The organism is Bradyrhizobium diazoefficiens (genome assembly GCF_016616235.1).
Taxonomy (GTDB): Bacteria; Pseudomonadota; Alphaproteobacteria; order Rhizobiales; family Xanthobacteraceae; genus Bradyrhizobium; species Bradyrhizobium diazoefficiens_H.
Window position 1 is genome coordinate 7,627,301 of the sequence record NZ_CP067100.1, and the last position, 12,585, is coordinate 7,639,885.

Annotated in this window: 9 protein-coding genes and 1 tRNA gene; 9 read left to right on the forward strand and 1 reads right to left on the reverse strand. The window is 64.8% G+C overall.

Annotation, left to right across the window (positions count from 1 at the left end):
* Positions 1–57: 57 nt before the first annotated feature.
* From JJB99_RS35765 to JJB99_RS35805, 9 genes are all read left to right on the forward strand, one after another.
* Entirely contained in the window at positions 58–2,094 is a 2,037-nt protein-coding gene (locus tag JJB99_RS35765) for an acyl CoA:acetate/3-ketoacid CoA transferase (protein WP_283816008.1), read from the forward strand.
* Positions 2,095–2,199: 105 nt separating this feature from the next.
* A complete protein-coding gene (locus tag JJB99_RS35770; protein WP_200496774.1) occupies positions 2,200–3,384 on the forward strand; it encodes a substrate-binding domain-containing protein in 1,185 nt (394 codons plus the stop codon).
* A 183-nt stretch (positions 3,385–3,567) separates the two neighbouring features.
* Entirely contained in the window at positions 3,568–4,344 is a 777-nt protein-coding gene (locus tag JJB99_RS35775; RefSeq protein ID WP_200496775.1) for an ABC transporter ATP-binding protein, read from the forward strand.
* Positions 4,341–5,063 (forward strand): branched-chain amino acid ABC transporter ATP-binding protein, encoded by a 723-nt coding sequence (locus tag JJB99_RS35780; protein WP_200496776.1) that lies wholly within the window; start codon positions 4,341–4,343, stop codon positions 5,061–5,063. The genes JJB99_RS35775 and JJB99_RS35780 overlap by 4 nt, the downstream gene beginning before the upstream one ends.
* On the forward strand, positions 5,060–6,070 hold the full coding sequence (locus tag JJB99_RS35785; RefSeq protein ID WP_200496777.1) for a branched-chain amino acid ABC transporter permease: 1,011 nt from the start codon (positions 5,060–5,062) through the stop codon (positions 6,068–6,070). The genes JJB99_RS35780 and JJB99_RS35785 overlap by 4 nt, the downstream gene beginning before the upstream one ends.
* Positions 6,067–7,143: a branched-chain amino acid ABC transporter permease gene (locus JJB99_RS35790; protein WP_200496778.1), complete on the forward strand. Its 1,077-nt coding sequence runs from the start codon at positions 6,067–6,069 to the stop codon at positions 7,141–7,143. The genes JJB99_RS35785 and JJB99_RS35790 overlap by 4 nt, the downstream gene beginning before the upstream one ends.
* A gap of 176 nt (positions 7,144–7,319) precedes the next feature.
* Positions 7,320–10,430, forward strand: coding sequence for a bifunctional diguanylate cyclase/phosphodiesterase (locus tag JJB99_RS35795; protein ID WP_200496779.1), 3,111 nt, complete (start codon positions 7,320–7,322; stop codon positions 10,428–10,430).
* The gene (locus JJB99_RS35800; RefSeq protein ID WP_200496780.1) at positions 10,430–11,479 is read left to right on the forward strand and encodes a sensor domain-containing diguanylate cyclase; all 1,050 of its coding nucleotides are present in this window, start codon (positions 10,430–10,432) and stop codon (positions 11,477–11,479) included. The genes JJB99_RS35795 and JJB99_RS35800 overlap by 1 nt, the downstream gene beginning before the upstream one ends.
* 60 nt (positions 11,480–11,539) lie before the next feature.
* Positions 11,540–11,616, forward strand: a tRNA-Arg gene (locus tag JJB99_RS35805).
* A 171-nt stretch (positions 11,617–11,787) separates the two neighbouring features.
* Here JJB99_RS35805 and JJB99_RS35810 read toward each other — a convergent pair.
* Entirely contained in the window at positions 11,788–12,480 is a 693-nt protein-coding gene (locus tag JJB99_RS35810) for an ArsR/SmtB family transcription factor (RefSeq protein ID WP_200496781.1), read from the reverse strand.
* Positions 12,481–12,585: the final 105 nt, after the last annotated feature.

The window sequence follows — 12,585 nt, forward strand, 5'->3', positions numbered from 1 at the left end:
AGAGCCAAGCAAAACAGACGGGGCGTGCGCCCCGCGACAAACATGGGAGGGAACGCCGTGAGCCAGCATCCTGCCTTGCCGTATCTGCCCCATTCCGAGAAGGGCAAGATCGTCACGGCGGCCGAGGCCGTGATGCTGATCCGCGACGGCGACACGGTCGCGACCGGCGGCTTCGTCGGCATCGGCTTTGCCGAGGAGATCGCGCTGGCGCTGGAGGAGCTCTATCTCTCCAACGAGGGCGATGCGCCCTATACGCAAGGCAAGCCGCGCAATCTGACGCTGGTCTACGCGGCGGGTCAGGGCGACGGCAAGCATCGCGGCCTCAACCATTTCGCGCATGAGGGCCTCGTGCGCCGCGTGATCGGCGGCCATTGGGGCCTGGCGCCTAAATTGCAGCAGCTGGCAATCGCAAATCAGATCGAGGCGTATAATTTGCCGCAAGGCGTGATCACACATCTGTTCCGAGACATCGCAGCGCACCGGCCCGGCCACATCACCCGCGTCGGCATGGGCACCTTCGTCGACCCGCGCCAGGGCGGCGGCAAGCTCAATGCGCGCACCACCGAAGAGCTGGTCGAGCTGATCCGGATCGGCGGCGAGGACTGCCTGCTCTACAAGACGTTTCCGATTCACGTCGGCATCATTCGCGCCACGACAGGCGATGCCGACGGCAACCTCACCATGGAGAAGGAGGCGCTGACGCTGGAAGCGCTCGCCATCGCGATGGCGGCGCACAATTCCGGCGGCATCGTCATCGCTCAGGTCGAGCGCGTGGCCGAAGGCGGCAGCCTCAATCCGCGCCAGGTCAAGATTCCCGGCATTTTGGTCGACTGCGTCGTGGTGGCCAAACCGGAAAACCATTGGCAGACGTTCGGCACGCCATACAATCCGGCCTATTCGGGCGAGATCCGCGTCCGGGCCGCCTCGCTGCCGGTGACGCCGGTCAGCGAACGCAAGATCATCGCGCGCCGCGCTGCCTTCGAGCTGAAGGCCAACAGCGTGGTCAATCTCGGCATCGGCATGCCCGAGGGCATCGCCTCGGTCGCCAACGAAGAGCGCATCATCGACCTGATCACGCTGACGGCGGAACCCGGCGTGATCGGCGGGATCCCGGCGAGCGGCATCGATTTCGGGGCGGCGATCAACACCCAGGCGGTGATCGACCAGCCCTACCAGTTCGACTTCTACGACGGCGGCGGGCTCGACGCGGCCTTTCTCGGGCTCGCCCAGGTCGACCGGACCGGCAACCTCAATGTCAGCAAGTTCGGGCCGAAGCTGGCGGGCGCCGGCGGTTTCATCAACATCAGCCAGAATGCCAAGGAGGTCGTCTTCGTCGGCACTTTCGGCGCGGGCCGGCAGCGCATCGCGGTGAGCGACGGCAGGCTGTCGATCCTCGAGGAAGCAAGCTCGCGCAAATTCGTCGACTGTGTCGAGCACGTGACTTTCAGCGGCGCCGTCTCGGCGGCGCGCGGGCAGCGCGTGCTTTACGTCACCGAGCGCTGCGTCTTCGTGCTCCGCCCTGATGGGCTCGCGCTCACCGAAGTTGCGCCGGGCATCGACATCGAGCGCGACATCCTGCGCCTGATGGATTTCAAGCCGCTGATCCCGCGCGATCCAATGCTGATGGACGAGCGCATCTTCCGCGACGGCCTGATGGAGCTGCGCGAGCGGCTGCTCACCATCCCGCTCGACCAGCGCTTCACGCTGGACGAGCAGCAGAACCTGTTCTTCGTCAATCTGGAACGCTATCCCCTGCGCAGCCGGGCCGAAATCGACACCATCGCCGCCATCGTCGAGGCCAGACTCGCCCCGCTCGGCCGCCGAGTCTACGCTATCGTCAATTATGACAACTTTTCCATCCTGCCGGAGCTGATGGACGATTATTCCGCCATGGTCCGCAGCCTGGTCGATCGCTTCTATTCCGGGGTGTCGCGCTACACCACCTCGGGATTCCTGCGCATCAAGCTCGGCGAAGCATTGGAGAAGCGCGGTGTTGCGCCGCATATTTTCGAGAGCGCGGACGAGGCGCAGTCGGACTGGCGTCAGCTCGAGGGAGCCGGCGCAGTCCACGCGCTGCGGCAGGTCCAAAAATGATGCAGGCTCGTATGCCGACGCGCTTCGCCGAAGGGTGCAATTGCAATGTTCGCAAGCTTGTGCAAATCGCTGTTGCCGAGAAACTTTGAATCAGGAGGGACCATCGTGCGTCGATCGCTCATCATAACAACAACCATCCTCGCCCTCGCCGCGGGCGCCTCCGCGCGAGCCGACGACCTCAAGGTCGCGCTGATCTACGGTAAGACCGGACCGCTCGAGGCCTATGCCAAGCAGACCGAGACCGGCCTGCAAATGGGATTTGAATACGCCACCAAGGGCACGATGACGATCGACGGCCGCAAGATCGTCATCATCACCAAGGACGACCAGGGCAAGCCGGACCTGTCGAAAGCGGCGCTCGCCGAAGCCTATCAGGACGACAAGGCGGATATCGCGATTGGCACCACGTCGTCGGCCGCCGCGCTCGCCATTCTCCCGGTCGCCGAGGAGAACAAGAAGATCCTGATCGTCGAGCCCGCCGTCGCGGACCAGATTACCGGCGAGAAGTGGAATCGCTACATCTTCCGCACCGCGCGCAACTCCTCGCAGGACGCGATCTCGAACGCGGTCGCGATCGGCAAGCAGGGCGTGACGGTTGCGACGCTGGCGCAGGACTACGCCTTCGGCCGCGACGGCGTCGCTGCCTTCAAGGAGGCTCTCGCCAAGACCGGCGCGACGCTCGCCGCAGAAGAATATGCTCCGACCAACACCACCGACTTCACGGCGGTCGGCCAGCGCCTGTTCGATGCGCTGAAGGACAAGCCGGGCCGCAAGGTGATCTGGGTGATCTGGGCCGGTGCCGGCAACCCGCTGGCAAAGCTCCAGGACATGGACCCGAAGCGCTACGGCATCGAACTCTCCACCGGCGGCAACATCCTGCCGGCGCTCGCCGCCTATAAGAGCCTGCCGGGCATGGAAGGCGCGACCTATTACTACTACGACATCCCGAAGAACCCGGTGAACGACTGGCTGGTCGCCGAGCACCAGAAGCGCTTCAAGTCGCCGCCGGACTTCTTCACCGCCGGCGGGTTCGCGGCCGCGATGTCCGTCGTCGCCGCCGTCACCAAGGCGAAGTCGACCGACACCGAGAAGCTGATCACCGCGATGGAAGGCATGGAGTTCGACACGCCGAAGGGCAAGATGGTGTTCCGCAAAGAGGACCATCAGGCGCTGCAGAGCATGTATCACTTCAAGGTCAAGGTCGATCCGAACGTCGCCTGGGCCATCCTCGAGCCGGTGCGCGAGCTGAAGATCGAGGACATGGACGTTCCCATCCGCAACAAGCGCTGATTGGCTCACCTCTCCCGCTTGCAAGCGGGAGAGGTCGGTGCGAAGCGCCGGGTGAGGGCTCTCTCCTCTTGGGGACTGTCCCCGTCGCGGAGACACCCTCTCCCCAACCCTCCCCCGCAAGCGGGGGACGGAGCGCAGCGTGATCGTGGATACATCCTCATCTCATCACTCGCCAGACTCCCTATGTCGCTCACCCTCGAAACCCGCGATCTCACCATCCGCTTCGGCGGCCACGTCGCGGTCAACAACGTCACCTGCACGTTCCGTCCGGGCGAGCTCACCGCCATCGTCGGGCCGAACGGCGCCGGCAAGACCACCTATTTCAATTTGATCTCGGGCCAGCTGCGCGCATCCAGTGGCAGCATCCTGTTTGGCGGCACCGACATCACCCAGCACTCCGCGCCACTGCGGACCCGTGCGGGTCTCGGACGCGCGTTCCAACTGACAAATCTGTTTCCGAATCTGACGGTGGAAGAGAACGTCCGCCTCGCGGTGCAGGCTGCGAACGGCACCCATTACGACATGCTGCGGCCCTGGATGGTCCGCCGCGATCTGATCGTGCGCGCAGACAGCATCCTCGACCAGGTCGCGCTCGGCAGCCGCCGCGGCGTCGCCGCGACCGCGCTGTCACATGGCGACCAGCGCAAGCTCGAGGTCGCGCTAATGATCGCGCTCGAACCAAAAGTCTTCATGTTCGACGAGCCGACCGCCGGCATGAGCATCGACGAGGTGCCCATCGTGCTCAACCTGATCGCGCAGCTCAAGCAGGACAAGAGCAAGATCATTCTGCTCGTCGAGCACAAGATGGACGTGGTGCGCTGGCTCGCCGACCGCATCATCGTGCTGCACAACGGGCAGCTCGTCGCCGACGGCATGCCTGCCGAGGTGATCGCCTCGCCAATTGTGCAGGAAGCCTATCTCGGCGTCGTCCCCAAGAGCACTGCAGAGAGTGCAGCATGAGCGATCTCCTCACACTCTCTGGCGTGCACACCCATATCGGCCGCTATCACATCCTGCAGGGCATCGAGCTCGCGGTCCCGCAGGGGCAGGTCACGATGCTGCTCGGCCGCAACGGCGCCGGCAAGACCACGACGCTGCGGACCATCATGGGCCTGTGGCAGGCCTCCTCTGGCGAGATCAGCCTCGCCGGCGAGCGCATCGAGCGCCGCGCCACGCCCGACATCGCCCGGCTCGGCGTCGGCTACGTGCCGGAAAGCATGGCGGTGTTCTCCGACCTCACGGTGAAAGAGAACCTGGTGCTGGCGGCGCGCGACGGGCCGCTCGATGACAACCAGCTCGACTGGATCTTCGGCTTCTTCCCCGCGTTGCGCCGATTCTGGCTGTCGCGGGCGGGAAGCCTCTCCGGCGGACAAAAGCAGATGCTCTCGATCGCGCGCGCCATCGTCGACCCGCGCAAGCTGCTCTTGATCGACGAGCCGACCAAGGGCCTCGCGCCCGCCATCGTCATGGCGCTGATCGAATGCCTCAAAGAGATCAAGCGCAAGGGCGCGACGATCCTCCTGGTCGAACAGAATTTCTTTGCCGCCCGCGAGCTCGGCGACAACGTGCTGGTGATGGACAATGGCATCATCGTTCATCGCGGCGAGATGGCGGCGCTCGCTGCCGACGTGCCGCTACAGGAGCGGCTGCTCGGCCTGAGCCTGGAGGCGCATCAGTGACTGACCTTGCCGCAACCGACCCGCTGCCGAAGCCGAAGCGCGACATCGCGCCGATCCTGCTGCCGGTCGCGCTCGCGCTCCTCATGATCCCGCTGATCGGCTCGACCTCTTCCTGGCTGACGCTGACCGCCGCGAGCCTTGCCATGGGCATGATGATCTTCATCATGGCCTCCGGGCTGACGCTGGTGTTCGGCCTGATGGACGTGCTCAACTTCGGCCACGGCGCCTTCATCGCCGTCGGCGCCTATGTCGCGACCCTGGTGCTGGCGCCGTTCGCGGCCTCCATTCAGGCGGACTCGCTGTGGACGAACCTCGCGGTGCTGGCCCCGGCCGCGCTGCTGTCGATGGCGGTCTCAGGCGCGCTCGGCCTGATCGTCGAGCGCGTGCTGATCCTGCCAGTCTACGGCCAGCATCTGAAGCAGATCCTGATGACCACCGGCGGCCTGATCGTCGCCGAGCAGACCCTCTATGCGCTGTGGGGGCCGCAGATCATCCCGATGCCGCTGCCGACCTCGCTGCGCGGCTCCTTCATCCTCGGCGATGTCGCGATCGCCAAATACCGCGTGCTGGCGATGCTGATCGGCCTTACCGTCTTCATCGCGATCCAGCTCGTGCTCAACCGCACCAAGCTCGGCCTCTTGATCCGTGCCGGCGTCGAGAACCGCGAGATGGTCGAGGCGCTCGGCTATCGCATCCGCCGCCTGTTCCTCGGCGTGTTCATGACGGGCTCGGCGCTGGCCGGCCTCGGCGGGGTGATGTGGGCGCTCTACCGCGAGCAGGTGCACGCTTCCATGAGCGACGATCTCACCGTCTTGATCTTCATCGTCGTCATCATCGGCGGGCTCGGCTCGATCGGCGGCTGCTTCATCGGCGCGATCCTGGTCGCCATGGTCGCCAATTACGGCGGCTTCCTGCTGCCGAAACTCGCCCTCGTCTCCAACATCCTGCTGATGGTCGCCATTCTGATGTGGCGGCCGCGCGGCCTCTATGCGGTGACCAGCCGATGATGCTTCTCTCCGGTGACCCGCCGCGCAGCCGCGCGCTCACGCTTCTCCTCGTCGTCATCATCGTGGCGCTGGCGGCGACGCCGTTCCTGTTTCCTGGCGCCAAGGCGCTGAACGTCGCGGCCAAGATCTGCGTCTTCGCCGCCCTCGTCGCCTCCTACGATCTGCTGCTCGGCTATACCGGCTCGGTGTCGTTCGCCCATACCATGTTCTACGGCATCGGCAGCTACGCGATCGCGATCGCGTTGTACGGCATGGGCCCGAATTGGGCTGCGGTTGCAACCGGCATCGTCGTCGGCCTGCCGCTCGCAGTCCTGCTCGCGCTCGCGATCGGGCTGTTCTCGCTGCGCGTCGCCGCGATCTTCTTTGCCATGATCACGCTCGCGGTCGCCTCCGCCTTCCAGGTGCTGGCCTCGCAGCTGTCCTGGCTCACCGGCGGCGAGGACGGCCGCAGCTTCCAGCTGCCCGAACTGCTCCGTCCCGGCACGGTGCTGATCTCGAAAAGCGTCTTCGGCTTCGAGGTCAACGGCCGCATCCTGACCTTCTATCTGGTGTTCGCGATCTCGGCGCTAATGATCCTCGCGCTGCTGCGCGTGGTGAACTCGCCGTTCGGGCGCGTGCTGCAGGCGATCCGGGAGAACCGCTTTCGCGCCGAGGCGCTTGGCTTCCGCACCGTCTTCCACCTCACCTATGCCAACTGCCTCGCAGCCCTCGTCGCCGCCGGCGCCGGCATCTTGAACGCGCTGTGGCTGCGCTACGCCGGGCCCGACACCTCGCTCAGCTTCTCGATCATGCTCGATATTCTGCTGATGGTCGTGATCGGCGGCATGGGCACGATCTACGGCGCGATCATCGGCGCCACCATCTTCATCCTCGCCCAGAACTATCTTCAGTCGCTGATGGGCGCCGCCTCCAAGGCGGCGAGCGAAGCCGGCCTTCCGCTGCTGCCGGGACTGTTGCATCCCGACCGCTGGCTGCTGTGGCTGGGACTGCTGTTCATCGCCAGTGTTTATTTCTTCCCGACGGGTGTGGTCGGACGGCTGCGCAATGCCGGCGGCAAAGGCGCTCTGCATTAAGCCGCGATTAGTGATGCAGCGCAGCGCTTTTGCCAGGCGAACCGTACAACTGCGGCGTGCTTCGCGCGCAGCTGCACAGGACCGTGACCGCGCAACCCGATTAATGCTTAGGTAACTGGCTTTGCTAAGGTTTAAGCCATTGGTGCGGTGTATTCCTGTCTCCTCAGGGAGGGGGAATGCGCCAGGTCTTCACGAGGATCACAGCCGGAATGTCCCTGGCCGCCCGAGGCGGTTGGGAGGCGGCGCTTCGGCGCGGGCCGGTGCTGTGGCTGACGTTATGCGGCGTGTTGCTGGTGACGGGAATCTTCGCGGTGACCGCCATGGCCGTCGGCGAATTCCGCGAGCGGACCCTCGTCAACCGGGAGCGCGAGCTGGAAAACACGGTCCAGCTGATCGCGCGCCACTTCGACCAGCAGTTTGAAGATTCCGACGTCGTCGCCGGCGACCTGATCGGGCAGATGAACCTGCCGGAGATCACTTCGGCCGCCATGTTCCGCGAACGCATGTCGGGATCCGCCGCGAACCAGATGCTGCGCAGCAAGATCAGCTCGGTCTCCTATCTCGGCGACATCGCGATCTACGATGCCGACGGCGAGTTGATCAACTGGTCGCGAAGCCAGCCGCTGCCCAGGATCAACGTCTCCTCGCGCGTCTATTTCCAGACCTTCAAGTCCGATCCGATGTCCGAGCCGGTCATCCTGGAATCGGTCCGCAGCTTCATCATCGGCAAATGGACCACGATCGTCGCGCGCCGGCTGAACGGCCCCGACGGTACCTTCTTCGGCGCGATGGTCCGCCGGATCGATCCGGACAGCTACCAGAACTACTTCGCATCGGTCGCGCTTGCCGAGGGCACGGCGATCTCGCTGTTCGACCGCCAAGGCAAGATGCTGGCACGCTATCCGCATGCCGAGGAGCTGATCGGCAGGAACTTCAAGACGGCACCGCTCATGCAGAAGGTCCTGACCGAGGGCGGCCAGCACACGCTTCGCGTCAGGAGTCCGGTCGACGGCGAGGAGCGGCTGGGCTCGGCCACCTCGCTGACGCATTTCCCGCTCGTCATCGTCGCTACCAACACCACGGCCGCGGCGCTGGCCGACTGGCGGCAGCAGACCGGCTTCATGGTCACGACCGCGACGCTGTCGGCCGCCGTGATCGCGATGATCCTCTATCTGATCATTCGACAGATCAACCGGCAGAATCGCGACGCCCAGGCGCGGATCGAAGCGGAGCGGCAGCGGCTCGACACCGCCCTCAACAACATGTCGCAAGGGCTGATCCTCTACGACGCGCGCGGCTACATCGTCACCAGCAACCGCCGCTACGCCGACATGTTCGGCCTGTCCCACGACGTCATCAAGCCCGGCTGTCACATCCACGAGGCCATGCAGCACCGCAAGGAGCGGGGAGCGTTCACCGGCGACGTCGAGGCATTTTGCGCCGACGTGATGAGGGTCGTGGCCGAAGGCCGGGTCTCCACAAGGCTTCATGAACTGCCCAATGGCCGCGCCTTCCAGGTCATCAACACGCCGCTGGCGCAAGGCGGCTGGGTCGCGACGATCGAGGAGATCACCGAGCGGCGCAATCTGGAGCAGGAGCGCGACCGCAACTACACGTTCCTCCGCGAGATCATCGATCATATACCCTCGCAGATTACCGTGAAGGACGTCCAGACACGGCGCTACCTGCTGGTCAACCGGATTGCTGAGAACGTGTTCACGGAAGCGGGCGGGACCATCGTCAGCAAGACGGCCGCCGATATCCTGCCGGAAAAGGACGCCGACATCGTCACCCGTGACGATGACGCCCTGCTGCAATCGCCCGATCGACTGCTGCTCAAGGAGCAGACATGGAAAACGCGCACCGATGGTCACCGTCATGTCATCTCGAAGCGGATCGGCATCCGCGACAACATGGGCGAGCCGCGCTACATCATCAACGTGATCGATGACGTCACGGAACAGCGGCAGGCCAATGAGAAGATCGCGCATATGGCGCATTACGATGCGCTGACCGACCTGCCCAACCGAGTGCTGTTCCGCGAGCAGATCGAACGCGAGCTGGCGAAGGTCGGCGGCGGCTGCCAGTTCGCGCTGCTCTATATCGACGTCGACGAATTCAAGGGCATCAACGATTCGCTCGGCCATCATGTCGGCGACGAGCTGCTCAAGGCGATCGCAACCCGCCTGCGCGGCTGCCTCAGGAAGGACGATCTGATCGCGCGGCTCGGCGGCGACGAATTCGCTGTCATCCAGGCCGGGATCCAGTCCTCTGCGGAAGTGCTGTCCTTCGTGACGCGGATCTACGAGGCGATCCGGCAGCCCTACCACTGTCTCGGCCACCAGCTTTCCACCGATGCCAGCATCGGCATCGCGCTGGCGCCGCAGGACGGGGCCGATCTCGATCAGCTCATCAAGAACGCCGACCTTGCGATGTACGGCGCCAAAGCTTCGGGTCGCCGCACCCACCGCTTCTTCGAGCCCGAGATGGATGCGAGCGCCAAGGCGCGCCTCGCGATGGAGCAGGATCTGCGCTGGGCGCTGATGAAAGGCGGCTTCGAGATCCACTACCAGCCGCTGGTCGATTTGCGCTCGGGCGAGGTCTCGGGCTGCGAGGCGCTGCTGCGCTGGCGGCATCCCGTGCGTGGCATGGTATCGCCGGCGGAGTTCATTCCGGTGGCCGAGGATACCGGCCTCATCAACGAGCTCGGCGATTGGGTGCTGCGCACCGCCTGCAACGAGGCCGCGACCTGGCCGGCGCATGTGCGCGTCGCGGTCAACGTCTCGCCGGTGCAGCTCAAATGCGACACGCTGGCGCTGCGGATCGCCGGCGCGCTCGCCGCCTCCGGGCTGGACCCGCGCCGGCTCGAGCTCGAGATCACCGAGGCCGTGCTGATCCGCGACGACGAGGCGGCGCTGTCGATCCTGCACCAGCTGCGCGCGATCGGCGTGCGCATCGCCCTCGACGATTTCGGCACCGGCTATTCCTCGCTGAGCTATCTCAAGCGCTTCCCGTTCGACAAGATCAAGATCGACCGCTGCTTCGTTGCCGACATCGCGGAAGCGAGCGGCTCGCCGGTGATCGTGCAGGCGGTGGTGAACATCGCCGCCGCGAGCAACATGACCACGGTCGCCGAGGGCGTCGAGACCGAGCCCCAGCGCGAGATGCTTCGCACGCTTGGCTGCACGGAGATGCAGGGCTATCTGTTCAGCGCGCCGAAGCCGGCCAGCGAGGTGCGAAAACTGTTCGGCCCGGGCGAGGCCGTGCCGATAGCGGCGGTGGCGTGATGGCGAAGCCGGGGACAAATTCAACCAAAGTCGTCGACGTCGCGGACTCCTATGCCGTGCGGCTGATGCAGCATCTGGTGGTGCCGACCTTCGTGATCGACCCGAAGCGCCGGGTCGTGATCTGGAACAGGGCCTGCGAACGGCTGACCGGCGTCGCCGCCTCCGAGGTGATCGGCACCAGCAAGCACTGGCAGGCCTTCTACAAGACAAAACGCCCTTGCCTTGCCGACCTCGTCGCGCTCGACCGGCCGGAGCAGCTGCCGGAGTTTTATCCGGAATATGCGGCGCGCGGCCATAACGGGCTCGGCTTTTCCGCGGAGAACTGGTGCGTGATGCCGAAGCTCGGCAACGAGCTCTATCTCGCCATCGATGCCGGTCCGATCCACGACGAGGCCGGCAATCTGATCGCCGTGGTCGAAACTCTGCGCGATCTCACCGACCAGAAGCGCGCCGAGATGGCGCTGAAGGAACTCGCCACCAAGGACGGGTTGACCGGCCTGTCGAACCGCCGCGCGTTCGACCAGATGCTGATAGCGGAATGGGCCCGCGCCCAGCGGACGCAGAAGCCGATGGCGTTGCTGTTCGTCGACGTCGACCATTTCAAGCTGTTCAACGATTGCCACGGCCACCAGACCGGCGACGAGTGCCTGCGCGCGGTCGCTGGCGTCGTCAGCCGCCATGCCGTGCGCCCGCTCGACCTCGCCAGTCGCTATGGCGGCGAGGAGTTCGCGCTAATCCTGCCGGAGATGGATTGTGACACCGCCTGCGCCGTCGCGGAGGACATCCGCACCGCGGTCACGGGCTTACGGATCGCCCATGGCGCTGATGGCGCCGGCGACCACGTCACCCTCAGCGTCGGCGTCGCCAGCCACATTCCGGGCGAAGCCGACGGCGGCCCGGACCGGCTGCTGGGTGCTGCCGACGAGGCGCTCTACGCGGCCAAACGGCTGGGCCGCAATCGCGTCATCAGCGCCGAACGGCTGCTGGCGGAGTTCGCCGGGCCCGGCCGCGAGCCGGCTACTGGCCGAATCGCCCGAAAATCGGCTTAGCGCGATGTGGCGAGAAGCGGTTGCCCGCCCCTCGCCAATCGGCTAAGTAAAACCCTGCTAGCACCCGTAGCTCAGCTGGATAGAGCGTTGCCCTCCGAAGGCAAAGGTCACACGTTCGAATCGTGTCGGGTGCGCCACTTCGCAGATACGCTATCGCCGCCAAAACTGGCTGGTTCTTCGACCGAACCCGCAGGTGTCGAATTGAATGCACTGTCACCGGACATGGCAATATCGACGCGAATGACCCGAGCAGACCTTCGCTCGCAGTGCGCGACAGTACGGATAGCCAATTCGGCCAGATAAAACCTCTACACAGTCGCGCTGAACTGCTCCTCGAAGCCCTTGGCGCCTGCGGGCGTAATTGCGATAGCCCGTGTACCGGGTAAACGCCGCACCCAGCCCAAATCGAAGCACCGCGTAGCGAAGGCCGCGGCGACGGCGCCGGCAAGGTGTGGCTTTTGTTCGCTCCAGTCGAGGCACGATCGGCAAAACGGACGCTTCGATTGTTGCATGGCGGATAGGTTGATGCCGAAGCCGGAAAGCAGTCTTGCGCCGCGTGGGGTGATACGCCCGCCGTCCTTCGAGAGGACGATCAGCTTTCGCTTTATGAACGCCTCGGTCAGCGCGACACCCAATCTCCCCGCAAAATGATCGTAACAGGTCCGTGCATTGCGTAACGCCTGATCGCGCTCCGAAAGGACATGCGATCGTGGTGCGCGGGAGCCCGCTATCGCTATCGCCATCACCGCTTCCAGCGCTTGCGCCACAAGCGGCGACGTCAGCCGGAAGTACCGGTTGCGACCGCGTCTCTCTACCGTGATCAATTGCCCGTCTGCCAACTTCGCTAGGTGCCAACTTGCTGTCTGCGGCATGACGCCTGCAGTCAATGACAATTCGGTCGCGCTATGACTGCGACCGTCGAGAAGCGCGCATAGCATCACGGCGCGCGCCGGATCACCGATAACACCTCCGAGTTCTGCGAGTTTGATAGGACTGCTCATGGCGCATGTTATAGGGATCCAGCCAGGATCAATCGAGCGACTATTCTTCGATTTCGATCGAACTGTTTCCGGTTGCGGCGGTCGGTCGGTTGGCGCATCTCATAC

Excerpts from the sequence above, each read along its gene's own strand:
- JJB99_RS35800 (WP_200496780.1), top strand. The coding sequence starts at position 10,430 with ATGGCGAAGCCGGGGACAAATTCAACCAAAGTCGTCGACGTCGCGGAC.
- JJB99_RS35795 (WP_200496779.1), top strand. The coding sequence starts at position 7,320 with ATGCGCCAGGTCTTCACGAGGATCACAGCCGGAATGTCCCTGGCCGCC.
- JJB99_RS35810 (WP_200496781.1), bottom strand. The coding sequence starts at position 12,480 with ATGAGCAGTCCTATCAAACTCGCAGAACTCGGAGGTGTTATCGGTGAT.
- JJB99_RS35775 (WP_200496775.1), top strand. The coding sequence starts at position 3,568 with ATGTCGCTCACCCTCGAAACCCGCGATCTCACCATCCGCTTCGGCGGC.
- JJB99_RS35780 (WP_200496776.1), top strand. The coding sequence starts at position 4,341 with ATGAGCGATCTCCTCACACTCTCTGGCGTGCACACCCATATCGGCCGC.
- JJB99_RS35790 (WP_200496778.1), top strand. The coding sequence starts at position 6,067 with ATGATGCTTCTCTCCGGTGACCCGCCGCGCAGCCGCGCGCTCACGCTT.